This window comes from Micromonospora sp. NBC_00330, assembly GCF_036136635.1.
GTDB lineage: Bacteria > Actinomycetota > Actinomycetes > Mycobacteriales > Micromonosporaceae > Micromonospora > Micromonospora salmantinae.
The window spans coordinates 2,545,990-2,572,841 of sequence record NZ_CP108012.1 but is presented as its reverse complement, the minus strand read 5'-3'; the positions used below and the strand labels follow the sequence as shown (position 1 = coordinate 2,572,841).

The following is a 26,852-nucleotide window of genomic DNA, read 5'->3' as shown; positions in this document are numbered from 1 at the left end:
TAGGTCGATGAGCGTAAGACGGATCATGGGCACCGAAGTCGAGTACGGCATCTCCGTGCCCGGGCAGGCCGGAGCCAACCCGATGGTCACCTCATCGCAGGTGGTCAACGCCTACGGGGCACGCCCGGAACTCAACCGGGGTGGCCGGGCCCGATGGGACTACGAGGAAGAGTCGCCGCTGCGCGACGCCCGCGGCTTCACCTACTCCGGTGCCGCGTACGACCCCGCCGAGGCCCTCGCGGACGAAGACCTCGGCCTGGCCAACGTGATACTCACCAACGGCGCACGGCTCTACGTGGACCACGCTCACCCCGAATACTCCACCCCCGAGGTCACCACCCCCAGGGACATCGTGCGCTGGGACAAGGCCGGCGAGCGGGTGATGGCCGAGGCGTCCCGCCGGGCCGCCACCATCCCGGGCACCCAGCCGATCCACCTCTACAAGAACAACACCGACAACAAGGGCGCCAGCTACGGCGCCCACGAGAACTACCTGATGCGCCGGCAGACGCCGTTCGCCGACATCGTGGCGTACCTGACGCCGTTCTTCGTCACCCGGCAGATCGTCTGCGGCGCCGGCCGGGTCGGCATCGGCCAGGACGGCGGCCAGAGCGGCTTCCAGATCTCCCAGCGCGCCGACTTCTTCGAGGTCGAGGTGGGCCTGGAGACCACCCTCAAGCGGCCGATCATCAACACCCGGGACGAGCCGCACGCCGACGCCGACAAGTACCGCCGGCTGCACGTCATCATCGGCGACGCCAACCTCTCCGAGATCTCCACATACCTCAAGGTCGGCACCACCGCGCTGATCCTCACCATGATCGAGGAGAAGGCCCTCGGCGCCGACCTCGGCATCGCCGACCCCGTCAGCGAGCTGCGCGCCGTCAGCCACGACCCCGCCCTGACGCACCGCATGCGACTGCGCGACGGCCGTCGGCTCACCGCCCTCGACCTGCAATGGGCGTACCTGGAGCGGGTCCGGTCCTTTGTCGACGACCGGTACGGCACCGACGCCGACGAGCAGACCATCGACGTGCTGGACCGCTGGGAGAGCGTCCTCGACCGGCTCGGCCGGGATCCGATGCTCTGCGCCGACGAGCTGGACTGGGTGGCCAAGCTGCGGCTGCTGGAGGGCTACCGGGAGCGGGAGAAGCTCGGCTGGGGCTCGCACAAGCTCCAGCTCGTCGACCTCCAGTATTCCGACGTCCGGCCGGAGAAGGGCCTCTACCACCGGCTGGTCAGCCGGGGGGCGATGAAGACGCTGCTCACCGACGACGAGACGCGCAGCGCGATGACCGAGCCACCGGAGGACACCCGGGCCTACTTCCGCGGCCGCTGCCTCGCCCAGTACGCCTCCGAGGTGGTCGCCGCGAGCTGGGACTCGGTGATCTTCGACGTGGGCCGGGAGTCGCTGGTCCGGGTGCCGATGATGGAACCCGAGCGGGGCACCCGTGCGCACGTCGGGGCGCTGTTCGACCGCTGCGCCAGCGCCAAGGACCTGTTGGAGACACTGACCGGGGGCTGAGATCCGCTGCCTCCGCCGGCAATCACCGTGTGGCATGCTAGGCCGTCCCCCGATCCGTCGACCCACACGGTGATGCGATGCTCCCCTCAGCCCGGCAGGTTGGCCTGCGTGCGATGACCGCTGTACCACTGTCGAACGCGTACGCCGGGCGTGCGAACAGTTTCGGCTTCCTGCGGCTCTGCTTCGCCGTAGCGGTCGTCCTCGCGCACACCGCGGTGATCGGGTACGCCCGACCGTTGACCGAGGTCGTCGACGTGGCCGGTCTGGGGGTGGCCGGCTTCTTCGGCATCTCCGGCTTCCTCATCACCCGCAGCGCCCGGCGGGCCAGCCTGCCCCGCTACCTGTGGCACCGCGCCCTGCGCATCTGGCCGGGCCTCTGGGTGTGTCTGCTGTTCATCGGCTTCGTGGTGGCCCCGATCGTCTGGTACGCCGATCGCGGCAATCTGGACGGCCTGTGGCGGCACCCGGCCGGCGTGGTCAACTTCCTCCAGGCGAACTGGTGGGGTGGCTACCGCCAGCAGGGGATCGTCGACGTCTTCCGGGACACGCCGTACGGCGACCTGGTGCGTAAGAGCGTCCTCGACGGCTCACTCTGGACGCTCAGTTACGAGATCTTCTGCTACCTGATCGTGGCGTCGCTGGCAGTGGTGGCGGTGCTGCGCCGTGCCCGCTGGCTGGTGCTCGCGGCCGCCGTTCTCGTCTTCGGTCTGCTGCTCTGGAACCAGTACGAGGCGCTGCGCTTCGGCGGATCGACGTACTTCACCAGCGGCTCCGCCGCTACGCTGCCGCTGCTCGGCACGCTCAGCAAGATCTGGTTCCTGCGGTTCGGCTTCATGTTCCTGGTGGGCGCCGTGGCGGACCTGTACAGCGACAAGCTGCCCATCAGCGACGTCCTCGGCGTGCTCGCCATCGTGGTGACCGGCTGGCAGACCCTGGAGGGCCACCTGTTCGGCCCGGCGTTGCTCACCTACGAGTACGCCATCCTCTACCTCGCGGTCCGGTTGCCAGGGTTGCTGCACCGGGTGGGCCAGAAGAACGACTACTCGTACGGCATCTACATCTACTCCTTCGTCGTGCAGCAGATGCTGGCCTGGCTGGGGGCGGCTGCCTGGGGGTTCGTCGGCTACTTCGCGGTGGTCATGGTCTTCACCGTCGTCCTGGCGTTCCTGTCCTGGCATCTGGTGGAGAAGCAGGCGCTGCGGTTCAAGGACTGGACGCCCCGCCTGCGGCGCGAGGCACCACCGGCGGAGGCGTCGGGGGAGGGGCAGCGTGAGCCGGAGCGCGTCCCGGTGCCGGTCCCGGCCCCGGCCCCGGCTGACGCGTCGGCTCCTCGGGGCTGACCGCTTCGGCGCGATCGAACGCCCCCGACCCGAACACGGCGGACGTGAGGGCTTTCTGTCGCCTGCGCGGGGTAGATTTCATCCCAGACGATCGTGGAGGAGACAGCCATGGCCACTCATGACAGCGGCGGCCAGTCGCAGTCCGGCAAGTCCCGTCAGGGCGAGGAAATCGAGGACGTCACCACCGAGGCCAACCCCGAGGTGGCCGAGCGGCACGCCGAGATCACCGAGGACGTCGACGACCTCCTCGACGAGATCGACTCCGTCCTCGAAGAGAACGCAGAGGAATTTGTGAGGGGCTACGTCCAGAAAGGGGGTCAATAGAGGCATATGTCCGATTTGCCGGACCACCCGGACAAGACGTGTCCGCAGTGCAAGAGAACGCTGGCCGGTACGGAGTTCCACCGTGACCGCCGACGGGTAGACGGTCTCGCCTTCTACTGCAAAGCCTGTGCCGCCGTCCGGTCCGAGGCCAGCCGGCGTAAGCGCGGCATCGCCCCACAGCGAAAGTCGCCCACGCCCGTCGGTGAGGGTCTCAAGTGGTGTCCGGACTGCGAGCAGATCAAGTCTCTGGACGACTTTCCCACCACCACTACCAAGGCCAGTGGCCGGCACAGCTACTGCAAACCCTGCCATAATGCCCGCGGCAAGGAGTCAGCGCAGCGACTCTACGGCGGGACTCGCGAGTACCACCTGCGGCGGCGGTACGGCGTGGGTGAGAAGGAGTTTCAGGAGCTCCTGGCCGAGCAGGGCGGCGTCTGCGCGATCTGTGGCGGCGCCGACCCGCAACATCTGGACCACGATCATCGCACCGGATGGGTGCGCGGGATACTCTGCTTCAACTGCAACGGTGGTCTTGGCCAGTTCCGTGACAGTCCCATGAGGCTGGCCAGGGCGATCACGTACCTGAGAGGAACCACGTGGCAGCGGGCTTTGATCCATCCGGGCGTCTTCCAGATGTGTTCACCAACGCGGGGACGTCCTCCTTCACGACGTTTCTGAGTCGGGTGGCCCCCGAGATGTTGCCCGGTCGGCGACCGCTGCCGCCGGGCATGGCCGCCGACCTGGCGCCGCACGCGACCACCATCGTGGCCATCGCGGCCGCCGAGGGTGTGGTGATGGCGGGCGACCGACGGGCCACCATGGGCAACCTGATCGCTCAGCGCGACATCGAGAAGGTGCACCCCGCCGACGCGTACTCGCTGGTCGGCATCGCGGGCACCGCCGGTATCGGCATCGAGCTGATGCGACTGTTCCAGGTGGAGCTGGAGCACTACGAGAAGATCGAGGGCGCGATGCTCTCGTTGGACGGTAAGGCCAACCGGTTGGCCTCGATGATCCGGGGCAATCTGGGGGCGGCCATGCAGGGGTTGGCAGTGGTGCCGCTCTTCGCCGGGTTCGACCTGGCCGCCGCCGACCCGGCGCGCGCCGGTCGGATCTTCAGCTTCGACGTGACAGGTGGCCCGTACGAGGAGACCGGCTACGACGCGATCGGGTCCGGGTCGCTGTTCGCGAAGTCCGCGTTGAAGAAGCGGTTCCGGGCCGGGTTGTCCGTCGAGGACGCGACGCGGCTGGCGGTCGAGGCGCTCTACGACGCCGCCGACGACGACACCGCGACCGGTGGGCCGGATCTGACCCGCCGCATCTACCCCGTGGTGATGACCGCGACCGCCGAGGGCACCCGCCGGTTGACCGACACCGAGACGGCGGCGATCGCCGAGGGTGTGGTTGCCGGCCGGATGGAGAACCCGGGCGGTTGAGACCCGCACCTCACCAGTCAGCAGTCGTCAGCACAGCGCCGTAAGGAGAACCGCCGACGTGGCCATGCAGTTCTACGCCTCTCCCGAACAGATCATGCGCGACCGCTCCGAGTTGGCCCGCAAGGGCATCGCTCGGGGCCGCAGCGCGGTGGTCCTCAGCTACTCCGGCGGGGTCCTCTTCGTCGCGGAGAACCTTTCCAGCGCCCTGCACAAGGTCAGTGAGATCTACGACCGGATCGGGTTCGCCGCGGTCGGCCGGTACAACGAGTTCGAGAACCTGCGCCGCGCCGGTGTTCGGATGGCCGACCTGAACGGGCTCAGCTACGACCGGCGTGACGTTACCGGTCGGGCCCTGGCCAACGCGTTCGCGCAGACCCTGGGTGCGATCTTCACCGAGCAGTCGAAGCCGTTCGAGGTGGAGATCTGCGTGGCGGAGGTCGGTGCCACCCCGGAGGCGGACGAGCTGTACCGGCTGACCTATGACGGTTCGGTAAACGACGAGCCGGGGCGGATGGCCATGGGTGGTCAGGCCGAGGCGATCACCGGCGTGTTGAAGTCGCAGCATCGGGCGGACATGTCCCTGGGCGAGGCGGTCAGGGTGGCGGTGCAGGCGTTGAGCACCGTCGGTGGTGAGGGCGGTGCCGCCCGGACGATCGCCGCGAACCAGCTCGAGGTGGCGGTCCTGGACCGTCAGCGGATCGGACGGACGTTCCGGCGGATCACCGGTGCCGCGCTGACGGCTCTGTTGGACGGGGATGCGGCGGCCGAGAGGCAGGCGGCGGATGCGGCGGGCGGTCCCGCCGAGCCGGTCGTGCCGACCACGGAGGGGCACAAGCCGACGTCGTCGGCCGGTTCCGCGGACTTGGAGGACCGGCCCGCGGAGGGCGGCGAGCGCTAGGGTTTCGCCCGCTGGTGCCGCGCCCGTGTTCGGGGCCGGCACCAGCGCAGCGGTCATCCTCGGCGCAGCAGGGGCCGGGCCAGGGCCCAGTAACCGCCGGCGACGGCGTTGAACGCGCCCAGGCCGGGTGTGGTCGGCACACCGGAGGGTGTGACCCGACCGGTCATCAGTTCCGCGATGACCCCGTCCGGCACCCGGCGTTCGGCCTGTAGCTGGCGTCGACGGCCGCGAACCCAGTCGCGGTTGCGCCACAACCAGCCCCAACCCCGCAGTTTCTGCCGGGACCAGCCGCCGACGACAGCGGCGGTGAGCATGGCGGCTTCGGTGAGCAGCAGCGCCGGGGCGAGCACCACGAGTGTCCGCGCCTCGTAGGCGGTGAGCAGGGTGACCAGTCGGTTTCGCTCGACCAGGTAGAGCTTCAGGGCGTTGCGGGAGAACTCGTAGTGGTGACGGACGACGGCGTCCGGCACGTACTCCAGTCGTAGTCCGCGTTGCCACAGTCGCAGGCTGAGTTCGGTGTCCTCGTGGTATGCGAAGTATTCGGCGGCGAAGCCGTCGAGTTCGCGCCAGAGCTGCCGGCTGATCACGAAGCAGCAGCCGCTGAGGGAGGGCACGGCCCGCCGCTCGGCGTGGTTGCTGGCCGGTTCGCCGTTGCCTCCGGCCCAGGAGAGGCCGGTGAAGTGCAGCGGGTTACCGCTGGTGTTGATCAGCTCGGGGGTGTCGGCCAGCCGGATGGACGCCATGGCCGCGCCTACGCCCGCTTCGGCGGCGACGGCGGTGGTCTTGGCCAGGGCGTCGGGTGCGACGACGGCATCGGAGTTGACGAACGCGAGCCAGTCGCCGGTGGCCTCGGCCGCGCCGACCCGGCAGCCGCCGGAGTAGCCGGTGTTCTCCTCCGGTCGGATCACCCGTACCCCGGGGAGGCCCTTGACGATGTCGATGCCGTCCCCGGTGCAGCCGTTGTCGACGACGATGAGGTCGATGTCGACGTCGGTGCTGGCCAGCACCGCCTGGGCGGCGTCGACGAGGTAGGGCTCCGGGCCGTAGGCGAGCATGACGGCGCTCATCCGGGGTCTGGTCATCGGATGCCTCCGGATGCGGCAGGGGCGACGGCCTCGGCGAGCGGCCGGATGGGGGTGGTGGGGCGGCGGACGCTTCCGCGCAGCAGCATCGCCATGGTGGCGGCGACGATGACGGAGCCGATGGTGTACGCCAGTTCGACTCGCAGGGTGACCGGAGCCGGGATCAGCGTCACGGCGATGAGGGCGGCGACGCCGGCGGTCCAGGCGAGGGCCTGGGCGCGGTGCCGGTCGAGGGCGAGGAGGGCTTGGCCGAGCACCATCGCCCACAGGTAGGCGAGCGTGGCGGCCGCCAACCAGGCGAAGTCGCCGTGGCCGAGAACGCCGGGCGCGTCGAAGAGGGTGCCGACCAACCATGGGCCGAGCAGCACGGCGCCGAGGGCGCCGGTGAGGCCGAGCGCGGTGACGATGCCGAGCGCCCGGCGCAGCAGGCTGTGGAAGCCGGCCTGGTCGCCGGTGGTGGCGGTGGTGGCCAGGCCGGGCAGCAGTGACGCCTGTAGGGAGCCGAAGACGAACAGGGGGATGCGGACCAGCACGAGGGCGGAGAGTAGTGCGCCGGCGGCTGCCGCGTCGGAGGGGGCGAGTAGCTGCACGTTGATCACGCCGATGTTCACCACTACCTGGGAGAGCAGGCTGGAGGCGGTGAGCAGGCCGAGGCCGCGGAGCAGGGTGGCCCAGGCCACCGGCGGGCCTCCGCCGATGGCGCGCAGCACCGGCGGCAGGGTGAGCAGGACGCTGACCAGTGGGGCGGCGACGAGCACGAGCCCGTACCAGAGGGGCGACGTCACTCCGGCCAGCCCGAGCAGGGCGACCATGATGATCCGCAGGCCGCCGTCGATGCCGAGTTGAGCGCCGTACCAGGGGAACAGTTGCAGGCCGGAGAGGACGCCGCGGGTGGCGTAGGCGACGGCCATCGCGGCGAGCGCGCCGATCAGCACGGTGACCAGGTTGCCGTCACCGGCGAAGAGCTTGTCGGCGAGCGGCTGACGGCCGATGGTGACGGCCAACACCAGCACCGCGAGCATCACGGCGGCGACGGTGACGCCGCGGGCCAGTACCGGCCCGGGCGGTAGCCCCTGGCTGTGTCGGGCGGCGACGACCCGGGCGACCTCCTGCTCGATCGGCATGAACACGCCGATGCCGAGGGTGAACACGATCGACCAGAGCACCGACAGGGACGAGTAGTCGGCCTTGCTGAGGCTGTGGCCGGCGACGGCGAGGTGAACGTAGGAGGCGAGCCCGAGAAGGGCCAGCCCGGCACCGACAGCGACGGTGCCGGGCGGGACCAGGCTCAGTAGCCGTCGGATCACCGGCGGATGAGCGCCAGCGTGAGAACGGCGAACGCGCGGCCGAGGTAGACCATCGCCTTGGCGGGGGAGTGGCTGGGTGTGCCCGCCATCCGCTTGCGCATGGCGACCGGCACCTGGCGGATGCGGTAGCCGCGGCGGGCGGTGTGCACCAGGGTCTCCACCGTGTCGCCGAGGTACTCGGCCGGGTACCAGCCGGCGAACATCTCGATGACCCGCCGGTTGGCGGCCCGGAAGCCGGAGGTGGTGTCGGTGAGCTTGGTGCGGGCGACCCGGGACAGCACGGCGGAGAGCATCACCATCGCCCAGCGGCGGGGGCCGCGGACGTTGTAGTCGCCCTCACCGGCGAAGCGGGCGCCGATGACGAGGTCGTTGTCCTCGAGCAGGTCGACGAGCTTCGGCACGTACCGGGGGTCGTGCTGGCCGTCGGCGTCGATCTGGATGGCGACGTCGTAGTCGTGGTCGCGGGCGTAGCGGTAGCCGAGGCGCATGGCCCCACCGACGCCGAGGTTGTACGGCAGTTTGGCGACCAGGGCGCCGGCGGCGGCGGCGACGGCGGCGGTGCGATCGGTGGAGCCGTCGTCGACGACGAGCACGTCGACGCCGGGCAGTTCGCCACGGACCTCGCCGACGACGTCGGCGATCGAGCCCGACTCGTTGAGAGCCGGGATGATGATCAATGTGCGCTTGCCGTTAACCATCGGTCGACACCAGTTCGTCTCGGGCTGCCCGGTCCGCGTCGATCTCAGCGCGGAGCAGGGCGAAGTCTTCGGCCAGGGTGCGGGTCTCTTCTTCCAGGGCGCTGACCTCCCAGCTGAGGTGTACGCACACCAGCAGCAGGAAGACGATGCCGAGGAAGAGCACCAGGCTGACACCGGAGGCGACGCCGAGGAGTTCGGCGACGTTGTCGAGCAGCCGGGGGAAAAGGGACAGCGGAATCACGATGATCAGTACGGCGAGCCAGAGCATGCCGTACTTCTCGCGCAGCTGACGGCGGCGCAACAGCTCGACGATGGTGCCGAGGAGCAGCAGGCCGGTCAGGCCGGTGACGAGGGTGAGCTTCATGCGACCTTCCACGGGGCGGGTGGAGCGGGGGAGTGGAACGCGTCAACCAGGGCGCTGTGCCAGTCTGGAAGCGAGGGCAGACCCACGGCTGCCCAGCGGCTGTGCCCTAGCACACTGTACGCAGGCCGGGGGGCGGGACGCGGATACCGGTCGCTGGTGGTGGGTCGGATCCGGTCCGGGTCCAGTCCGGCCAGCGTGAACGCGGCGCGGGCCAGCCCGTACCAGGTCGTCTGTCCGGCGCAGGTGCCGTGGTAGACGCCGGGCGTCGCGTGACCGGCCAGCGCCGCGTCGGCGAGCGCGACGAGCCGCTCGGCGAGCGCGTACGACCAGGTGGGTTGGCCGTGTTGGTCGTCGACCACGTCGAGGTGTTCGCGCTGGGTGGCGAGTCGGAGCATGGTGGACACGAAGTTCGGGCCGTGCGCGCCGTAGAGCCAGGCGGTGCGCACGACGTACCCGGTGTCGGGCAGCAGTCGCGCGACGGCCTGTTCGCCGACCAGCTTGCCGCGGCCGTAGGCGTTGACCGGCGCGGTGGGCGCGTCCTCCGGGTACGGGGTGTCCGCGTTACCGGCGAGGACGTAGTCGGTGGAGACCTGGATCAGCCGGCTTCCGTCGGCGGCGCACGCCGCTGCCAGGTTGGCCACGGCGTGGCCGTTGACGGCGGTCGCCGCGGCCTCGTCGGCCTCGGCGGCGTCGACGTTCGTCCACGCGGCCGCGTTGATCACCAGGTCGTGCCCGGCGACGGCGGCGTGGACCGCCGCGCGGTCGGTGACGTCCAGGTCGGCGCGGGTGGCGGCGGTCACCTTGAGGTCGGGCCGTGCGCCCAGCACGGTGACCAGGTCCCGGCCGAGCATCCCGCCCGCGCCGGTGACGAGGAGTCGGGTCATGCGGTCGGCGCGGACTTGAGGGGCTCCCACCAGTTGCGGTTGTCCCGGTACCAGCTGACGGTGTCGGCGAGGCCCTGGTCCAGGGTGATGCTGGGGTGGTAGCCGAGCTCTTCGCTGATCTTGGTGATGTCGAGGGAGTACCGGCGGTCGTGGCCCTTGCGGTCGGTGACCGGGACGACCCGGTCCCACCCGGCGCCGCAGGCGTCCAGGAGCAGGCCGGTGAGTTCCTTGTTGGTCAACTCGGTGCCGCCGCCGATGTTGTAGACCTCACCGGCGCGGCCCTTCTGCTGGACGAGGGCGATGCCCCGGCAGTGGTCGTGCACGTGCAGCCAGTCACGGATGTTGCCGCCGTCGCCGTAGAGGGGGACGGTGCCACCGTCGAGCAGGTTGCTGACGAACAGCGGGATGACCTTCTCGGGGAACTGGTACGGGCCGTAGTTGTTGGAGCAGCGGGTGACGACCACGTCCATGCCGTGGGTGCGGTGGTAGGACAGCGCGAGCAGGTCGGAGCCGGCCTTGGATGCCGAGTACGGCGAGTTGGGGGCGAGGGGCCAGGTCTCGGTCCAGGAGCCCTCGTCGATCGAGCCGTAGACCTCGTCGGTGGAGACGTGCACGAACCGGCCGGTGCCGTGGCGCAGTGCCGCGTCGAGCAGCGTCTGGGTGCCCAGCACGTTGGTGGTGACGAACGGCGCGGCGCCGGCGATCGAGCGGTCGACGTGTGACTCGGCAGCGAAGTGCACGATCACGTCGTGCTCGGCCACCACCTCGTCGACGACGACCGGGTCGCAGATGTCGCCCTGCACGAACCGCAGTCGCGGGTCGTCGCGGACGGGTTCGAGGTTGGCCAGGTTGCCCGAGTAGGTCAGCTTGTCCAGCACGGTCACGACGGCCGGCTCGAGCGGCGGCACGCCTTCCGCACTGCCGAGGGGCTTGCCCAGCAGCAGGCGAACGTACTCCGACCCGATGAATCCGGCTCCGCCGGTGACGAGGATCCTCACGGGTCCGGAAGTATACGCGACGGGCGGCGCGGCCCCTGGTACGCGACCCCCGCACAACGTGTCCGGGTGCGGCTAGGCTTCCCCGATGCGCGGAATCCTACTTGCCGGCGGCACCGGGTCCCGGCTCTGGCCGATCACCCGGGCGGTCTCGAAGCAGCTGATGCCGGTCTTCGACAAGCCGATGATCTATTACCCGCTCTCCACCCTGGTGATGTCCGGGGTCCGGGAGATCCTGGTGATCACGACTCCGGACGACCAGGACCAGTTCCGTCGGCTGCTCGGCGACGGCAGCCAGTTCGGGCTGCGGCTGGAGTACGTCAGCCAGGAGCGTCCGGAGGGCATCGCGCAGGCGTTCATCCTCGGCGCGGACTTCATCGGCACCGAGTCGGTGGCGCTGGTCCTCGGCGACAACATCTTCCACGGCGTGGGTCTGGGTCGGCAGCTCGCCGACCACGGTGACCCGGTCGGTGGGCGCGTCTTCGCCTATCAGGTGGCCAACCCGCAGGAGTACGGCGTCGTCGACTTCGACGCCGATGGTCGGGTGCTCTCGATCGAGGAGAAGCCGGCCCGGCCGAAGTCCCGCTACGCGGTGCCCGGCCTCTACTTCTACGACAACCGCGTGGTGGACATCGCGCGCAAGCTCACCCCGAGCGCCCGCGGCGAGCTGGAGATCACGGCGGTCAACGAGGTGTACCGGGAGACCGGGGAACTGGCGGTGACGGTGCTCGATCGGGGCACCGCCTGGCTGGACACCGGCACGTTCACCTCGATGATGCAGGCCGCCGAGTTCGTCCGGGTGGTCGAGGAGCGGCAGGGTCTCAAGATCGGTTGCGTCGAGGAGGTCGCCTGGCGGGCTGGTCTGATCGACGACGCGCAGCTGCGCGCGCTCGCCGAGCCGCTGACCAAGAGCGGCTACGGCAACTACCTGCTCGGTCTGCTCAACGACAAGGCCGACGACGACGGGGGTTCCTGGTGAAGATCCGGGATCTGAGCATCGAGGGCGCCTGGGAGATCACCCCCCAGCAGCACGGTGACCCGCGCGGCATGTTCATGGAGTGGTACCGCTTCGACACGCTCGCCGAGGTGGTGGGGCATCCGCTGCGGCTGGCCCAGGCCAACCTGTCGGTCTCCGCGCGTGGCGTGGTCCGCGGCGTCCACTTCGCCGACGTCCCGCCCGGGCAGGCCAAGTACGTCACCTGTGTGCGGGGCGCGGTCCTCGACGTGATCGTGGACCTGCGGGTGGGCTCGCCGACCTTCGGTCGTTGGGAGGGCGTCCGGCTGGACGACACCGACCGCCGGGCGGTCTACCTCAGCGAGGGGCTGGGGCACGGTTTCTGCGCGTTGACCGACGACGCGACGTTGAGCTATCTCTGCTCGGCCACCTACAACCCGACCGGCGAGCACGCGGTGCACCCGCTGGACGAGGAGTTGGGCATCGAGTGGCCCGCCGACGTTCCAAAGCTGTCCGCGCGCGACGACGCGGCGCCGACTCTGGCGCAGGCCCGCGAGCGGGGCCTGCTTCCGGAGTACGACAGCTGCCGGCGGTTCGTGGCGAGCCTCGGTCCGGACGGAATGTCGCACTCAACCGGTATGTGACAGCGCTCGGGGCACGACCTGTGGTCTGACAGTGACGAACCGGGCCTCCGGGCGGCTAATGTCACACCATGGAGCGGCGAATCTTCGGCCTCGAGACCGAGTACGGCGTCACCTGCACCTATCGCGGGCAGCGGCGGCTGTCCCCGGACGAGGTCGCGCGGTATCTGTTCCGTCGCGTGGTCTCCTGGGGCCGGTCGAGCAATGTCTTCCTGCGCAATGGGGCCCGGCTCTACCTGGACGTCGGGTCGCATCCGGAGTACGCGACACCGGAGTGCGACTCGGTGACCGATCTCGTCGCCCACGACCGGGCCGGCGAGCGGATCCTGGAGGGGCTGCTCGTCGACGCGGAGAAGCGGCTGCACGACGAGGGCATCGCGGGTGAGATCTACCTGTTCAAGAACAACACCGATTCGGCCGGCAACTCGTACGGCTGCCACGAGAACTACCTGGTCTCCCGGCACGGCGAGTTCGGCCGACTCGCCGACGTGCTCATCCCGTTCCTGGTCACCCGGCAGTTGATCTGCGGGGCCGGCAAGGTTCTGCAAACCCCACGCGGCGCGGTCTACTGCCTCTCGCAGCGGGCCGAGCACATCTGGGAGGGCGTCTCCTCGGCGACCACCCGCAGCCGCCCGATCATCAACACCCGCGACGAGCCGCACGCCGACGCCGAGCGCTACCGGCGGCTGCACGTGATCGTCGGCGATTCCAACATGAACGAGGTCACCACGCTGCTCAAGGTCGGCACCGCCGACATCGTGCTGCGGATGATCGAGGCCGGGGTGGTGATGCGCGACCTGTCCCTGGAGAACCCGATCCGGGCCATCCGGGAGGTGTCGCACGACATCACCGGCCGGCGCAAGGTGCGGTTGGCCAACGGCAAGGAGGTCAGCGCCCTGGACATCCAGCAGGAGTACCTCGCCAAGGCCACCGAGTTCGTCGAGCGACGCGGCGGCGACCAGGCCGCCAAGCGGGTCGTCGAGCTGTGGGGCCGGGTGCTCAACGCGGTGGAGAGCGGCGACCTGGAGCCGGTCTCCCGGGAGATCGACTGGGTCAGCAAGCTGCGGCTGATCGAGCGCTACCAGCGCAAGCACGACCTGCCGCTGTCGCACCCCCGGGTGGCGCAGATGGATCTGGCCTACCACGACGTGCGCCGTGGCCGGGGCCTCTACGGGCTCCTGGAGCGCCGCGGTGAGGTCGACCGGGTGGCCACCGACCCGGAGATCTTCGAGGCCAAGGAGACCCCGCCACAGACCACCCGGGCTCGGCTGCGGGGCGAGTTCATCAGGCACGCTCAGGAGAAGCGCCGGGACTTCACAGTCGACTGGGTGCACCTGAAGCTCAACGACCAGGCGCAGCGCACAGTGCTCTGCAAGGACCCGTTCCGGGCGTACGACGAGCGGGTGGAGCGGCTGATCGCCAGCATGTGACCGGTTGCCGGCCCCGTCGGTGCGCTGCGCCGACGGGGCCGGTCAGCCCGGCGGAGCGAGCGGTTAAGCTGAGCGCGCCATGACGACTTCTGGACCTTCCGACCGCTCCGAGCGCGGCACCGAGCGGCAGAACTGGGTCGAACGCCGGCGGGAGAAGATCCGCGCCGAGGTCGACCGTAACCGGCGCGGTGACTACACGGTGCCGACCTGGGTGCTGGCCTTGGCGCTGGCGCTCATCGTGGGCGGCTGGCTGGCCCTGATCTTCCTGGCCTAACCGCCCCCCAGGCCCCCGCCCGCGCCGATCATGAAGTTGTTGCCATGACACGCCGAGGCGGCGCGCAACAACGTGATGATCAACCGGGTCGGCGGCCCGGACCGGGTCAGGGGAGGAGGGTCACCGCGTGGCGGCCGGCGGCGGCTGCCGCCAGGAAGTACGCGTGGTCGGCGTCGAGGCCACGGCCCATGGTGGACAGGGGCACGGCGCTGGCCCGCAGCGCGGCGTCCAGACCGTCGGTGAGCACCCGGACGATCCGGTGCCGGGCCGCCAGCGGCGCCAGCGCCGCGTGCACCTCGGCCGCGAGGGACGGCTCCAGATCCTCGGGCACCACCAGCTCCGCCGGGGCGAGCGCCACCCGGCCGTACGCGGTGAGGCTGTGGTGTGACACGCCCCGGTGTCGGGGGCGGGGGTCGGCGTCGGAGATGCGCAACGAGCCGACCGGCTTCCCGCCCAGTGTGGCGATCGCGTTGACCGCCTCGCCGACGGCGACGCCGGAGAAGCCCCACCGGGTTCCGGTGCCCAGGTTGCCTGGTCCCTGCGCCACGATCGCCACGTCCGCATGGAGGACGTACCGGGCGGCGAGCAGACCGCCGTGCACTGTGGTGGCCTCCAGGTCGCCGCCGAACGCCTGCCCGACGGTGATCGTGCCGGCCAGCTCGGCCCGCAGCCCGGCGAGGGTGCGGGAGAACCAGGCGGGCAGCGCCCCTCCGTCGGTGAGCAGGTACGCCACCCGCGCCTTCGGGGCGTCGGCCCGGATGCCGGCCAGGATCGCCGGGAGCGCCGAGTGCAGGTCGGCGGTGACCACCGGCAGGCCGCCCAGGTCGTCCGCGTCGGCCAGCACGTCGCGGTGCGGCGAGGCTTCCTCGTCGACGCCGAGGAGGATCGGCTGCAACGGCGTGTAGCGGGCCTTGACGAGGTGCCCGGCGTCGCGGATGTCGGCGACGTCCGGCGGGTCCGGCGGCAGCCGGTCCGGCAGGGCGACCACCAGGGCGTACCCGCCGGTGCCCAACCCCATCAGCAGCGCGCCGGCGTTGAGCAGCACCCGGTCGCCGGGCTCGGGCGTGCCGACCAGCTCCGGGTAGGCAAGTGCCCGCATCCGCGTGCCGTCGGGCAGGTCGACGTCCAGCTCCACCGCCCCGGTCCACTGCCGTCGCAGCGTCGCCACCGTCCCCGTACGCCATCGCACCATGACGGGCACGCTAGCCGCGCGGGCGTGGCGGCCCGCGCCCGGGTGTGGTCAGGTCGGCTCGGGGCCGCCGGCGTCCGGGCTCGGCCCGGCCTGGGTGTGCCGGGCGGTGCCGGTGGCGCCCGGCATCGAACGGGTCGGGTCGAGGAAGACGAAGCGGATCTCCGGGTACCGGTCGGTGAGCCGCCGCTCGGCCTCGTCGGCGGTGGCCTCGATCTGCGCGCCGGTGGCCTCGTCGCGGAAGTCGACCTTCGCGGCGACCAGGATGTCCTGCGGGCCGAGCTGCATGGTCAACAGGGTGTCGATGCGCTCCACCTCAGGCAGCCCGGCCAGATCCTGCTCGATCTCGTGGCGCAGCCGCTCGGGGACGGCCCGGCCGACCAGCAGTGACAGGTTGTTGCCGGCGAGGACCCCGGCGACGGTCAGCAGCAGGAGCCCGATCAGGATCGACGCGACGCCGTCCCACACCTCGTCGCCGGTGGCGTGCGACAGGCCGACGCCGAGCCCGGCCAGCACCAGGCCGATCAGGGCCGCGCTGTCCTCCAGGAAGACCGCCTTGACCGTGGTGTCGGCGGTCAGCCGCAAAAACCGCCGAGGTGTGGTCCGCCAGCGTCGCGACTCGCGGCGGACCTGCCGCACCGCCCGGGCCAGTGAGATCGACTCGATGACGAACGACACCCCGAGCACGATGTACGAGATGAGGTAGTCGCCGCTGTGCTCGTGCACCAGGATCGTGGTGACGCCGTGGGTGACGGCGAAACCGGCGCCGGCGACGAACGTGAACATGGCGGCGAAGAACGCCCAGACGTAGCTTTCCTTGCCGTACCCGAAGGGGTGTCGCTGGTCGGCCGGGCGGGCGCCGCGGCGCAGCGCCTGGAAGAGCAGCACCTCGGTGGTGGTGTCGGCGACCGAGTGCGCCGCCTCGGAGAGCATCGCGGCTGATCCGGAGATCAGCCCGGCGATCAGCTTGGCGATGGCGATGGCGAGGTTGGCGGCACCGGCGACGACGACGGTGCCGACGCTCTCACTCTCGGGCCTGGCCTCCGCTTGCGACATGAGGATCACCCTATGACCGCGGACGGCGACGCGCCGGGGGAGGCCCGATCCGAACAAGTGTGCGGCACGCCCGCGTGGGTGCACGGTGTGGGCGGGTCGGCTGCTAGCGTCTACCGCGTGTCGCGGACCCGCACCGAACGCCTGGTCAACCTGGTGATCTGCCTGCTGTCCACGCGACGGTTCCTGACCGCCGCGCAGATCGCCGCGACCGTGCCCGGTTACGAGCACGATCCGGACGACGCGCGCGACCACGAGGCGTTCCAGCGCAAGTTCGAACGGGACAAGGCCGAGCTGCGTGAGCTGGGTGTGCCACTGGAGACCGGCACGGCGAGCGCCTTCGACGCCGAGCCCGGCTACCGGATCGCCCACCGCGAATACGCGCTGCCCGACATCCTCCTCGAACCGGACGAGGCCGCAGCGGTCGGCATCGCCGCCCGCCTGTGGCAGCACGCCGGGTTGGCCGCCGCCGCGTCGTCGGGGCTGGCCAAGCTGCGTGCCGCCGGGGTGGACGTGGACCCGCAGGCGACCCTCGGCCTGGAGCCGATGGTCACCGTCGACCCGGCGTTCGCGCCGCTGACCGCCGCCGCTCGGGACCGCCGCGAGGTGGGCTTCGACTACCGGGTGCCCGACCGCGACGCGCCCAGCCGGCGGCGGCTGCAACCGTGGGGCGTGGTCTGCTGGCGCGGCCGGTGGTACGTGGTCGGCCACGACCAGGACCGGGAGGCGACCCGCTGCTTCCGGCTGTCCCGGGTCGTCGGCGCGGTCCGGGTGACCGGCGCCCCCGGCGCGTACGAGCCGCCGGCCAACGTCGACCTGATCAGCCACGTGGCCCGCTGGTCGGGCCCGGTGGAGCGCACCGGTCGGGCCACGGTGCTGGCCGCGCCCGGGCGGGCCGCCGGGCTGCGCCGTTGGGCGGTGGAGGTGACCGCCGGGCCGGACGGCGACCGGCTGGTCCTGCCGTACGCCGACCCGGACGGGCTGGCCGGTCATCTCGTCGGCTACGGCCCGGACGTGCGGGTCCTCGACCCACCGGAGGTCCGCGAGGCGGTCATCCAACGACTCAAGGAGATCGCCGTGCGCAGCGACGAGCTGGCCGTCAGCGGAGGTGCCCGGTGACCCGCCCGGCCGCCCGCAACGGTTCCCGCGCGTCCGCCGACCGGCTGGCCCGACTGCTCAACCTGGTGCCCTACCTGCTGGCCCGGCCCGGCATCGAGATCGCCGAGGCGGCCGGTGACCTGGGCGTCACCGAGCGCCAGCTCCGGGAGGACCTGGAGCTGCTCTGGGTGTGCGGGCTCCCCGGGTACGGCCCCGGTGACCTGATCGACATGGCGTTCGACGGTGACCGGGTGACCATCACCTACGACGCCGGCATCGACCGGCCGTTGCGGCTGACCCCCGACGAGGCCCTGGCACTGGTGGTGGCGCTGCGGATGTTGGCCGAGACGCCCGGGGTGGCCAACCGGGAGGCCGTCGAACGGGCCCTCGCCAAGATCGAGGCCGCGGGCGACCTGGTGGGCGCGCCGGTGGCGGTCCGGTTGCCCGGGGACACCCCGCGGGTCGAGGCGCTGCGCGCCGCCGTTGAGGGCGGCAAGGCCCTGCGGATCACCTACTACACGGCTGCCCGGGACGAGACCACCGAACGCGTCATCGACCCGCTGCGGATGCTCATGGTCGGTGGCCGGGCGTACGTGGAGGCGTGGTGTCGGCGTGCGGAGGCCGTCCGGCTGTTCCGCGCCGACCGCATCGACGCGGTCACCGAGCTGGACGAGCCGGCCACGGTGCCGCCGCAGGCCGTCCCGCACGACCTCACCGAGGGCGTGTTCCGCCCCTCGGCCGACCTGCCGTTGATCACCCTGCGCATCGGTCGGGGCGAGCGGTGGATCACCGAGTACTACCCGTGCGAGCGGGTGGAGGCCGGCGACGGCGACCAGTGGCTCGTCTCCCTGCGGGTCACCGACCTGCTGTGGGCCCGCCGGTTCGTGCTGGGCCTCGGCCCGGAGGTGACGGTGGTCGCCCCGGTCGAGTTGGCCGAGCAGGTGAGGGCGACGGCGGCCGCCGCGCTGGACGCGTACGCCGTGCCAGCGCCCACGGCCGTGCCCCGGCCGCCCGAGGTCGACCCGGAGCGCGCGGCGTCGGGTGACCCGGCGGTGGCTGGCCGCACCCAGTAGGCTGACCGCCGTGCTGATCTGGATCGTGCTCGCGGTGGTGCTGCTACCCCTCGTGGCGCTCGCGTTGGCCGCGCGCCCGGTGCTGGCCCGGCTGCCCCGGCTGCGCCGCGCCGCCGTGGCGTTGCAGCGGCGGGCCGCCGAGGCCGAGGCGCTGCGGGAAACCGCCGAGGCGCTGCAACAGCGTGCCGAGGAGGTCCAACGTCGGCTCGACACCACCTCCCAGCGACTCGCGGTGATCAAGGCCAAGCGCGGCTGATCGGGTACGCACCCGGCGGTGGTTGACGGATCATCGCGGGTTGGTCAAGACTTCACCCTCCCGCCCGGACCACCACCACCCAGTGGGTGGCGGGCAGCCGATCCGCACGTACGATGGGCTGCGTACCACCCCCCGGACACAGAGCGACTGGAGCTTCTCATGGGTGCCCTCAAGCCGTGGCACATCGCTGTTCTCGTGGTTGTGCTGATCCTGCTCTTCGGTGCGAAGCGGCTCCCCGACGCGGCCCGTTCGCTGGGTCGGTCGCTGCGGATCATCAAGGCCGAGACCAAGAGCCTGCAGGAAGACGACCGTGACCTCGCCGAGAAGGCCGACGCGCAGGCCGGCTACCAGCCGCTGCCGCCGCACGCCGGGCAGCAGGCGCCGTACGCTGGTCAGCCGCAGCAGGCCCCGTACCAGCAGGCGCCGCCGCAGCAGCCGGTCGTCGACCCGGTGCACCGCGTCCGCGACAACTGACCGAAGGGCCCCACTCCCGTGGCCTTCGCACTGCGTAAACGCGGCCCAAAGGCGTTCGAGCGGGCCGCCGACGGGTCGATGACGCTCATCGAGCACGTCCGTGAGCTACGTAATCGTCTGTTTCGCGCGTCCGTGGCGATCCTGATCGGGTTCGGCTTCGGTTTCTGGTTGGCCAAGCCGGTGCTGCACCTGCTCCAGCAGCCCTACTGTGACCTGCCGCAGGCCAAGTATGTCGACGGCAAGTGTCAGTTCGTGCAGCTCGGCCCGGCCGACCTGTTCCTGCTCAACCTGAAGGTCGCGCTCTGGGTCGGGTTGATCATTGCCGCGCCGATCTGGCTGTACCAGCTCTGGGCGTTCATCGCGCCCGGCCTGCACCGGCACGAGCGGCGCTACGCGTACTTCTTCACCGCCCTCGCCGCGCCGCTGTTCGCGGCCGGTGCGGTGCTGGCGTACTTCGTCACGGCCAAGGGTCTGGAGTTCCTGCTCAGCATCTCGGACAGCGAGATCAGCACGACTCTGGAGATCACCAAGTACATCTCCTTCGTCACCAACCTGATCCTGTTGTTCGGTGTGGCGTTCGAGTTCCCGCTCGTCGTGCTGATGCTCAATTTCGTGGGCATCGCCAGCGCGAAGCGGTTGCTCAGCTGGTGGCGCGTGGCGATCTTCGTGTTCTTCGCGTTCTCCGCCGTGGTCACTCCGACCCCGGACCCGTTCGGGATGACGGCGTTGGCGATCTGCCTCTCCGCGCTCTACTTCGGCGCGGTGGGCATCGCGTTCCTCAACGACCGGCGGCGTGGGCGCGGCAAGGAGATCTACGCCGGCATCGACGACGACGAGGTGTCGCCGTTGGAGTTCGACGCGGACCCGGTAGTGGCCGGGCAGCGGGTCGACTCGACGGCGCCGATCGGCGTACCCGAACCGGTCGCCCCACCGGCGCCGATCGAACGCCGCTACGACGACATGACCTGACGGCCCCGCGCCGCCCGGTCCCACCGACGCCGTCCCCGTCTACCGGGGGCGGCGTCGTCGCGTCACCTCGCGCGTCGGCGGCGGAACCGAGGGTGACGGCGTGTGCCCCTGGTGAACGGCGGGTGTCCGACCGGTACGGTGCTGCCCGTGACCGCAGACGATCACCTGCCCGGCCCGGTCGCCGTGCTCGCCAACCCGACCGCCGGTCGTGGACGGCACCGCGCGCTGCTGCCCCGGCTGCTGGACGGCCTGGCCGCCGCCGGACGGCCGATCCGGTTGCTGCCGGCGTCCAGCCCCGCCGAGGCGGAGACGGCGTGCCGGGCCGCCGTCGCCGACGGCGCTGGCGCGTTGGTGGCGGTCGGTGGGGACGGCACGGTGCACCGGGCGTTGCAGGCGGTCGCCGGCACCGCCGTGCCGTTCGGCCCGATCCCGGCCGGCACCGGCAACGACTTCGCCCTGGACACCGGCTTCCCGGCCGACCCCCTCGCTGCGGCGGCGGTGATCGCCGAGGCGGTGCGTGACGGCCGCAGTCAACCGGTCGACCTGGCCCGGATGGTCGGGGCCGACGGCGTCGAGCGCTGGTACGGGGCTGTCCTCGCGGCCGGGTTCGACGCGATCGTCAACGAGCGGGCCAACCGGATGCGCTGGCCGCGCGGCCCGCGCCGGTACGACCTGGCGATCCTGGTCGAGTTGGCCCGGCTGCGCCCACGCCGCTACACGCTGCGCCTCGACGGCGTGCCGCACGACCTGGACGCGGTGCTGGTGGCGGTGGGCAACTGCCCCACGTACGGCGGTGGGATGCGGATCTGCCCCGACGCGGACCCGACCGACGGACTGCTCGACGTGGTGGTGGCGGGTCGGGTCAACCGGCGGACCCTCGTCCGGGTGAAGCCGCGCATCTACCGGGGCACCCACGTCAGCCACCCGCTGGTGCGCAGTTTCCGGGCCCGCACAGTGGAGTTGGCCGCCGAGGGCATCACCTCGTACGCCGACGGGGAACGCTCCCTGAGGCCGCCGGTGACGATCAGCGCGGTTCCGGGCGCCCTGCGGCTGCTGCGTTGACCCGTACCGCGCCGATGCTGGCGGCGATGACCAGCACGATGGCGGCGCATTCCAGCACTGTCAGCGCCTGCCGCAGCACCAGCCACCCGGCGAGCGTGGCGACGGCCGGGCCGAGGCTCATCAGCACCGCGAAGGTGGCGGTGGGCATCCGCCGTAGGGCCAGCAGCTCCAGGGTGTAGGGCAGCCCGGAGGCGAGCACCGCGAGGGCGGTGCCGAGCGCCAGCACCGGCGGGTCGAGCAGCACCGCGCCGCCGTCGACGATGCCCAGCGGCAGGGTGACAAGCGCGGCGACGGCCAACGCCAGGGCCAGCCCGTCCGCGCCGGGGAAGCGGCCGCCGACCCGGGCGCTCAGCACGATGTACGCGGCCCACATGGCGCCCGCGCCGAACGCGAAGGCCACCCCGACCGGGTCCAGCCTGTCGAAGCCGCCCTGCCCGAGCAGCGCCACCCCGGCCAGTGCGAGACCCGCCCAGCCCCAGCTGGCCAGCCGGCGGGCGGAGAACACCGACAGGGCGAGGGGGCCGAGCACCTCCAGGGTCACCGCCGGGCCCAGCGGGATGCGTTCGATGGCCTGGTAGAACAGCGAGTTCATGCCGGCCAGCGCCAGCCCGAACGCCCCGGCCGCGAGCCAGGCCGACCGGTCGTGTCCGCGCAGCCGGGGCCGGCACACCACGAGCAGCAGCACCGCCGAGATGGTCAGCCGTAGGGTCACCGCGCCGGCCACCCCGGTACGCGGGAAGAGCAACGCGGCCACCGCGGAGCCGAACTGCACCGACAGGGCCCCGCCGAGCACCAGCCCCACGGCGGCGACGCCACCGCGCCGGGCTGGTGGCGTGTCGGCCGGCGCCGTCGTGGGCAGCAGGATCTCGGTCACGGGCACGACGGTAGGCCGTCCGCCCTGGCCAACCTGCGGCGGTGTCCACCCGCCGACACGGCCGCAAGTGTTCGCCAACGTGGTGCTACCGGCGTACGGTCCCTGGTATGACGAGCGCGATGCGGAAACTATCAATCTCCGTGCCACCCGATGTGGCTGAGCGCCTGGAGCGCGAGTCCAACGCTAGCGCCTACATCACCCAGGCCGTCCGTGACCGGATGCGGCTGGACGCCCTGGATGCGGAGCTGGCTCACCAGGGCATCCCGATCAGCGAGCAGGGCGTGGCCGAGGCGCGCGCCCGCCGGGCTGCCGTGGAGGCCGACTGGTCGCCGGCGCGCCGCAGCGCCCTTCGCGAGCGGGCCCGCCAGCACGCGCTGGACGCCGCCGCCGGCACGGTCGAACAGCCGGCGGCGTGAGCCCCGAGGACGACCGACCGGTCCGGCTCGTGCTGGACCGGTCGGCACTGCTGGCGTACCTGGCGGGGTCGGTGCATGTCGGGGAACCGCTGCACGAAGTCATCCAGGACCGCAACAGGTTTGGCGTCACCGCAGTGACCGCGGCGGAGGCGCTGGCGATCGTCAGCGACCCGAAGGAGCGGGCGACCCTGCACCGGCTGTTGAACCTGGACGCCTGCGAGGTGCTCTCGACGGAGGGGCACTCCTGGCACGAACTCAGCTTCTGGCGGACGGTGACGGGCCGTGCCGATCTGGCCAGCACAGCGCTGGCCGTCCTCGAACACGACGCCTCGATCCTCACCGGGGAGGACCGGTACGGCGATGGCGAGCTACCGGTGATTCACATTCCCGACTGACGGCACACGAACCGCAGGTCAGCCTGGTAAAGCGAGGTCGAGCACAGCGCCCAGCCCGTTCTCCCGGCCCGGCTCGGCTGCCGGGAGCACCAGCACCGAGCAGCCGGCGGCCACCGCGCCCGCGTCCGCCGGGGTGTCACCGACCATCAGGGTCTGCTCCGGGTCGACGCCCAGCATGCCGCAGGCACGCCAGAAGATCGCCGGGTCGGGCTTGCAGCGCCCCACCTCGTAGGAGAGCACGAACGCGCCGATCAGGTCGGTCAGCCCCCAGGTGTCGAAGTGTGGCCGCAGGTCGAAGCCGATGTTGCTGACCACCGCCACCGGCACCCCGGCGTCGCGCAGCGCGGTCAGCGTGGGGGCGGTGTCGGCGTACGGCAGCCAGCCCTCGGTGGTCAGCAGCCGCTCGTAGAGCGCGTCGGCGAAGCCGTCGATGCCGGCGTCGACGGTCTCGGCCAGCCCGGTGTACGCGCCCCGGTGGGCGTGTTGGTAGAGGTCCCGGTCGGCCCACAGTTCGGCGAGTCGGGGCGGCACCCGTGCCGGCAGTGGCCCGCCGGCGCGGCCGGCGGTCAGCAGTCGGTCGGCCAGCGAGGTGGCGCGGACCGGGTCCAGGGTGACGCCGCACGCCGCAGCGGCCTCCAGCACCCACCGCTGGGGGTCCTCCACCTGGGCCAGGGTGCCGTGGAAGTCGAAGAGCACCGCCTTGACAGGGCGTCGGGACGCCCGGCGGGCGGCGGGCGCCTCAGCGGTGCCCGGCGGACTGGTCTGGGGCGGTTCGGCATGGTCCGGCACGCCGTGCACCCTACCGACCGCCCCCGACCGTGCCTCCGGACGGCCTTGTGGGGTGACATGACTCGGCACGCACTAATCTTGGTGCCATGTCGAGCCCCGCCGAGCGGTACGCAGCGGCGCGCCGCAAGGCCGCACAAGCCGCACAGTTTCCGGCGCTGGACGAGTTCGCCCTCGAGTTGGGGTTCGACCTCGACGACTTCCAGCGGGAGGCGTGTCAGTCGCTGGAGCGGGGCAGCGGTGTGCTGGTCTGCGCTCCCACCGGCGCCGGTAAGACGGTGGTCGGGGAGTTCGCCGTCCACCTGGCGTTGCGGGGGCGGCCCGACGACCCGGTGCCCGACGTCGACGCGGCGACCCCACCGGCGCGGCGCAAGTGCTTCTACACCACTCCGATCAAGGCGCTGTCCAACCAGAAGTACCACGACCTGGTCGCCCGGTACGGCGCCGAGCAGGTCGGCCTGCTGACCGGCGACAACGCGATCAACGGCGACGCGCCGGTGGTGGTGATGACCACCGAGGTGCTGCGCAACATGCTCTACGCGGGCTCCAGCACCCTCCAGGGCCTCGCGTACGTGGTGATGGACGAGGTGCACTACCTGGCCGACCGGTTCCGCGGTGGGGTCTGGGAAGAGGTGATCATTCACCTGCCCGCCTCCGTCACCCTGGTCTCGTTGTCGGCGACCGTCTCCAACGCCGAGGAGTTCGCCGACTGGCTGGTGACCGTGCGCGGCGAGACCGCAGTGGTGGTCAGCGAGCACCGGCCGGTGCCGTTGTGGCAGCACATGCTGGTCGGCAAGCGGATGTTCGACCTGTTCCACGACGCCGACGCCGCCCGCAAGCACGACGTGCACCCGGAGCTGCTGCGCTACACCCGGGAGACCGCGCGGCGGCTGGAGTTGGGTGAGGGGCGCAGCGCCGGGCCCGGTGCCGGCCGGCGCGGCCCGCGCTGGCGTGGCCCGTTGCGCCCGGACATCGTCGACCGACTGGACCGGGAGGGTCTGCTACCGGCGATCCTGTTCATCTTCAGCCGGGCCGGTTGCGCCGCCGCCGTGCAGCAGTGTCTCGCCGCCGGGCTGCGGCTCACCTCGGCGGAGGAGCGGGCCGAGATCCGCCGCGTCGTCGAGTCCCGGGTCACCGCCATTCCCGGTGAGGACCTGTCGGTCCTGGGCTACTGGGAGTGGCTGGACGGCCTGGAACGCGGCCTGGCCGCCCACCACGCCGGCATGCTGCCGGTGTTCAAGGAGATCGTCGAGGAGTTGTTCGTCCGCGGTCTCGTCAAGGCGGTCTTCGCCACCGAGACGCTGGCGTTGGGCATCAACATGCCGGCCCGCTGCGTGGTGCTGGAACGGCTGGTCAAGTACAACGGCGAGGCGCACGTCGACCTGACGCCGGGGGAGTACACCCAGCTCACCGGGCGCGCCGGCCGTCGAGGCATCGACGTGGAGGGGCACGCCGTGGTGGTGTGGTCCCCGGAGACCGACCCGCGGCAGGTGGCCGGGCTCGCGTCCACCCGCACCTACCCGCTGCGCTCCAGCTTCCGGCCGTCGTACAACATGGCGGTGAACCTGGTCGGCACTGTCGGCGCGGAGCCGGCTCGGGCCCTGCTGGAGTCCTCGTTCGCCCAGTTCCAGGCGGACCGGTCGGTGGTCGGCCTGGCCCGGCAGGTGCAGCGCAACACCGAGACCATCGAGGCGTACGGCGCGGAGGCCGCCTGCCATCACGGCGACTTCGACGAGTACTTCGCGCTGCGGGTGGCGATCGCCGACCGGGAGAAGGCGATCGCCCGGCAGGGGCAGACCCAGCGCAAGGCCGCCGCGGTGGCCTCGTTGGAGCGGCTGCGGGTCGGCGACGTGATCCGGGTGCCGTCGGGCCGGCGGGCCGGGCTGGCCGTGGTGCTGGACCCGGCGACCGGTGGGTTCGGTGAGCCCCGGCCGCTGGTGCTCACCCAGGACCGGTGGGCCGGGCGGGTCAGCCCCGGCGACTTCACCACTCCGGCCGAGGTGTTGGCCCGGATCCGGGTGCCCAAGCACTTCAACCACCGGTCCCCGGGCGCCCGGCGGGATCTCGCCGCCGAGGTCAGCGGCACCGGCCTGGATCGGCACGGTGGCCGACGCGGGGGCCGTTCCCGGCAGGTGACCGGCGAGGACCACCAGATCACCCAGCTCCGCACCGAGCTGCGTCACCATCCCTGCCACGCCTGCCCGGAGCGGGAGGAGCACGCCCGCTGGGCGGAGCGGCGTCGACGGCTGGAGCGCGACACCGAGGAGCTGCGGGAGCGCGTCAGTGGTCGTACGGGGTCCCTCGCGCGAACGTTCGACCGGATCGTGGCGCTGCTGACCGAGCGTGGCTACCTCGCCCGCGACGGCGCCGTCACCGACGCCGGTCGGATGTTGGGCCGGATCTGGACCGAGGCGGACCTGCTGGTCGCCGAGTGCCTGCGCCGGGGGGTGTGGAACGGGTTGTCCCCGTCCGAGCTGGCCGCCGCGGTGTCAGTGGTGGTGTTCGAGGCGCGCCGCGATGTCGACGAGCGGGCGTCGCTGCCGCGCGGGCCGGTGGCCGACGCGGTGGACGAGACGCTGAAGCTGTGGGGGGAGATCGAGGCCGACGAGGCCGCGCGAGGGCTGACGGCGACCCGGGAGCCGGATCTCGGTTTCGCCTGGCCCGTCTACCGGTGGGCCCGGGGCGAGGCGCTGGCGAAGGTGCTCGGCAGCGGTCACGAAATCGATGGCGAGATGCCCGCCGGTGACTTCGTCCGGTGGGCCCGACAGGTCGTCGACCTGCTGGGTCAGATTGCCGACTCCGGCGGTGCCACAACGGAGCTGCGGTCGACGGCTCGACAGGCTATAGCGGCAGTCAATCGAGGTGTTCTCGCGTACCACACGTCAGCGTGACAATCACGCTCAGTCATTATCGTCGGTGAATCGACGCAGCGGACGGTCACCGTGACGGCACCCCTCGGATAGCCCGGGGGGCACTGTTGCGCCTGATCACAGCACCCCTGATCATTGCCGAGGCGTCTTGTTGACGCGTCGGTAACGAATGGGGAGAAAGCCG

The 26,852-nt window shown here is 71.4% G+C and carries 29 protein-coding genes; 19 read left to right on the top strand and 10 right to left on the bottom strand.

Translation table 11 applies throughout. The annotated features are described in order from the left end of the window. The first annotated feature begins 7 nt into the window (after positions 1 to 7). The 6 genes from dop (at position 8) to prcA (ending at position 5,523) form a co-directional block, all read left to right on the top strand. The gene (gene dop / locus OG598_RS11420) at positions 8 to 1,525 is read left to right on the top strand and encodes a depupylase/deamidase Dop (protein ID WP_112726389.1); all 1,518 of its coding nucleotides are present in this window, start codon (positions 8 to 10) and stop codon (positions 1,523 to 1,525) included. A gap of 113 nt (positions 1,526 to 1,638) precedes the next feature. After that, positions 1,639 to 2,865: an acyltransferase family protein gene (locus tag OG598_RS11415; protein ID WP_328654385.1), complete on the top strand. Its 1,227-nt coding sequence runs from the start codon at positions 1,639 to 1,641 to the stop codon at positions 2,863 to 2,865. A gap of 108 nt (positions 2,866 to 2,973) precedes the next feature. Next, complete coding sequence (locus OG598_RS11410; protein ID WP_030332902.1) at positions 2,974 to 3,189, top strand: ubiquitin-like protein Pup; 216 nt, start codon at positions 2,974 to 2,976, stop codon at positions 3,187 to 3,189. A gap of 6 nt (positions 3,190 to 3,195) precedes the next feature. Continuing rightward, positions 3,196 to 3,867: an endonuclease VII domain-containing protein gene (locus OG598_RS11405; protein ID WP_328654384.1), complete on the top strand. Its 672-nt coding sequence runs from the start codon at positions 3,196 to 3,198 to the stop codon at positions 3,865 to 3,867. Continuing rightward, entirely contained in the window at positions 3,786 to 4,625 is an 840-nt protein-coding gene (gene prcB / locus OG598_RS11400) for a proteasome subunit beta (RefSeq protein WP_181518379.1), read from the top strand. Before OG598_RS11405 ends, prcB begins: the two co-directional genes overlap by 82 nt. A 58-nt stretch (positions 4,626 to 4,683) precedes the next feature. Continuing rightward, entirely contained in the window at positions 4,684 to 5,523 is an 840-nt protein-coding gene (gene prcA, locus OG598_RS11395) for a proteasome subunit alpha (RefSeq protein WP_328654383.1), read from the top strand. Positions 5,524 to 5,576: 53 nt separating this feature from the next. On the opposite strand, the gene OG598_RS11390 is transcribed toward prcA, so the two are convergent. Genes OG598_RS11390 through rfbB form a run of 6 tightly spaced genes read right to left on the bottom strand, consistent with a single transcriptional unit; the run spans position 5,577 to position 10,856 of the window. Further along, positions 5,577 to 6,605, bottom strand: a complete 1,029-nt coding sequence (locus OG598_RS11390) for a glycosyltransferase family 2 protein (protein ID WP_328654382.1) — start codon at positions 6,603 to 6,605, stop codon at positions 5,577 to 5,579. Beyond that, positions 6,602 to 7,912, bottom strand: a complete 1,311-nt coding sequence (locus tag OG598_RS11385; protein ID WP_328654381.1) for a lipopolysaccharide biosynthesis protein — start codon at positions 7,910 to 7,912, stop codon at positions 6,602 to 6,604. Before OG598_RS11385 ends, OG598_RS11390 begins: the two co-directional genes overlap by 4 nt. Continuing rightward, on the bottom strand, positions 7,909 to 8,610 hold the full coding sequence (locus OG598_RS11380; RefSeq protein WP_328654380.1) for a glycosyltransferase family 2 protein: 702 nt from the start codon (positions 8,608 to 8,610) through the stop codon (positions 7,909 to 7,911). Before OG598_RS11380 ends, OG598_RS11385 begins: the two co-directional genes overlap by 4 nt. After that, positions 8,603 to 8,974, bottom strand: coding sequence for a DUF2304 domain-containing protein (locus OG598_RS11375; RefSeq protein WP_112587313.1), 372 nt, complete (start codon positions 8,972 to 8,974; stop codon positions 8,603 to 8,605). Before OG598_RS11375 ends, OG598_RS11380 begins: the two co-directional genes overlap by 8 nt. Continuing rightward, positions 8,971 to 9,858: a dTDP-4-dehydrorhamnose reductase gene (gene rfbD, locus OG598_RS11370; RefSeq protein WP_328654379.1), complete on the bottom strand. Its 888-nt coding sequence runs from the start codon at positions 9,856 to 9,858 to the stop codon at positions 8,971 to 8,973. The genes OG598_RS11375 and rfbD overlap by 4 nt, the downstream gene beginning before the upstream one ends. Beyond that, entirely contained in the window at positions 9,855 to 10,856 is a 1,002-nt protein-coding gene (rfbB, locus tag OG598_RS11365) for a dTDP-glucose 4,6-dehydratase (protein ID WP_328654378.1), read from the bottom strand. The genes rfbD and rfbB overlap by 4 nt, the downstream gene beginning before the upstream one ends. Positions 10,857 to 10,941: 85 nt before the next feature. Here rfbB and rfbA point away from each other — a divergent pair, with 85 nt between their 5' ends. The 4 genes from rfbA to OG598_RS11345 all read left to right on the top strand — a co-directional run bounded on the left by rfbA (position 10,942) and on the right by OG598_RS11345 (position 14,153). Beyond that, positions 10,942 to 11,832 carry a glucose-1-phosphate thymidylyltransferase RfbA gene (rfbA, locus tag OG598_RS11360; protein ID WP_328654377.1) on the top strand — a complete coding sequence of 297 codons (891 nt, stop codon included), beginning with the start codon at positions 10,942 to 10,944 and terminating at the stop codon, positions 11,830 to 11,832. Next, a complete protein-coding gene (rfbC, locus tag OG598_RS11355) occupies positions 11,829 to 12,452 on the top strand; it encodes a dTDP-4-dehydrorhamnose 3,5-epimerase (protein ID WP_328654376.1) in 624 nt (207 codons plus the stop codon). Before rfbA ends, rfbC begins: the two co-directional genes overlap by 4 nt. Positions 12,453 to 12,520: 68 nt before the next feature. Then, positions 12,521 to 13,879 carry a Pup--protein ligase gene (pafA, locus tag OG598_RS11350; protein ID WP_328654375.1) on the top strand — a complete coding sequence of 453 codons (1,359 nt, stop codon included), beginning with the start codon at positions 12,521 to 12,523 and terminating at the stop codon, positions 13,877 to 13,879. Positions 13,880 to 13,958: 79 nt separating this feature from the next. Then, on the top strand, positions 13,959 to 14,153 hold the full coding sequence (locus tag OG598_RS11345) for a hypothetical protein (RefSeq protein WP_328654374.1): 195 nt from the start codon (positions 13,959 to 13,961) through the stop codon (positions 14,151 to 14,153). A 106-nt stretch (positions 14,154 to 14,259) separates the two neighbouring features. On the opposite strand, the gene OG598_RS11340 is transcribed toward OG598_RS11345, so the two are convergent. Both OG598_RS11340 and OG598_RS11335 read right to left on the bottom strand, forming a co-directional pair. After that, positions 14,260 to 15,345, bottom strand: a complete 1,086-nt coding sequence (locus OG598_RS11340; protein ID WP_328654373.1) for a DUF3866 family protein — start codon at positions 15,343 to 15,345, stop codon at positions 14,260 to 14,262. A 48-nt stretch (positions 15,346 to 15,393) separates the two neighbouring features. After that, positions 15,394 to 16,398 (bottom strand): cation diffusion facilitator family transporter, encoded by a 1,005-nt coding sequence (locus OG598_RS11335; protein ID WP_328654372.1) that lies wholly within the window; start codon positions 16,396 to 16,398, stop codon positions 15,394 to 15,396. 117 nt (positions 16,399 to 16,515) lie between these two features. On the opposite strand from OG598_RS11335, the gene OG598_RS11330 reads away from it, so the two are divergent. The 6 genes from OG598_RS11330 (at position 16,516) to OG598_RS11305 (ending at position 21,327) form a co-directional block, all read left to right on the top strand. Continuing rightward, complete coding sequence (locus tag OG598_RS11330) at positions 16,516 to 17,514, top strand: helix-turn-helix transcriptional regulator (RefSeq protein WP_328654371.1); 999 nt, start codon at positions 16,516 to 16,518, stop codon at positions 17,512 to 17,514. Continuing rightward, positions 17,511 to 18,566 (top strand): helix-turn-helix transcriptional regulator, encoded by a 1,056-nt coding sequence (locus tag OG598_RS11325; protein WP_328654370.1) that lies wholly within the window; start codon positions 17,511 to 17,513, stop codon positions 18,564 to 18,566. Before OG598_RS11330 ends, OG598_RS11325 begins: the two co-directional genes overlap by 4 nt. 10 nt (positions 18,567 to 18,576) lie before the next feature. Beyond that, entirely contained in the window at positions 18,577 to 18,822 is a 246-nt protein-coding gene (locus OG598_RS11320; protein WP_328654369.1) for a hypothetical protein, read from the top strand. A 159-nt stretch (positions 18,823 to 18,981) separates the two neighbouring features. Continuing rightward, positions 18,982 to 19,296, top strand: a complete 315-nt coding sequence (tatA, locus tag OG598_RS11315; RefSeq protein WP_091408718.1) for a Sec-independent protein translocase subunit TatA — start codon at positions 18,982 to 18,984, stop codon at positions 19,294 to 19,296. An 18-nt stretch (positions 19,297 to 19,314) separates the two neighbouring features. Continuing rightward, positions 19,315 to 20,265: a twin-arginine translocase subunit TatC gene (tatC, locus tag OG598_RS11310; protein ID WP_328654368.1), complete on the top strand. Its 951-nt coding sequence runs from the start codon at positions 19,315 to 19,317 to the stop codon at positions 20,263 to 20,265. Between the two features lie 138 nt (positions 20,266 to 20,403). Further along, positions 20,404 to 21,327, top strand: a complete 924-nt coding sequence (locus OG598_RS11305; protein WP_328655315.1) for a diacylglycerol kinase family protein — start codon at positions 20,404 to 20,406, stop codon at positions 21,325 to 21,327. Here OG598_RS11305 and OG598_RS11300 read toward each other — a convergent pair. Beyond that, positions 21,290 to 22,207, bottom strand: a complete 918-nt coding sequence (locus OG598_RS11300; RefSeq protein ID WP_328654367.1) for an EamA family transporter — start codon at positions 22,205 to 22,207, stop codon at positions 21,290 to 21,292. The two genes, OG598_RS11305 and OG598_RS11300, sit on opposite strands and share 38 nt — an antisense overlap. Before the next feature lie 113 nt (positions 22,208 to 22,320). On the opposite strand from OG598_RS11300, the gene OG598_RS11295 reads away from it, so the two are divergent. Next, entirely contained in the window at positions 22,321 to 22,617 is a 297-nt protein-coding gene (locus tag OG598_RS11295; protein WP_328654366.1) for a hypothetical protein, read from the top strand. Next, on the top strand, positions 22,614 to 23,012 hold the full coding sequence (locus OG598_RS11290; RefSeq protein WP_238659051.1) for a PIN domain-containing protein: 399 nt from the start codon (positions 22,614 to 22,616) through the stop codon (positions 23,010 to 23,012). The genes OG598_RS11295 and OG598_RS11290 overlap by 4 nt, the downstream gene beginning before the upstream one ends. Positions 23,013 to 23,030: 18 nt before the next feature. On the opposite strand, the gene OG598_RS11285 is transcribed toward OG598_RS11290, so the two are convergent. Next, positions 23,031 to 23,801, bottom strand: coding sequence for an HAD family hydrolase (locus tag OG598_RS11285; RefSeq protein ID WP_328654365.1), 771 nt, complete (start codon positions 23,799 to 23,801; stop codon positions 23,031 to 23,033). A gap of 86 nt (positions 23,802 to 23,887) precedes the next feature. Here OG598_RS11285 and OG598_RS11280 point away from each other — a divergent pair, with 86 nt between their 5' ends. Continuing rightward, the gene (locus OG598_RS11280) at positions 23,888 to 26,689 is read left to right on the top strand and encodes a DEAD/DEAH box helicase (protein ID WP_328654364.1); all 2,802 of its coding nucleotides are present in this window, start codon (positions 23,888 to 23,890) and stop codon (positions 26,687 to 26,689) included. Positions 26,690 to 26,852 lie beyond the last annotated feature (163 nt).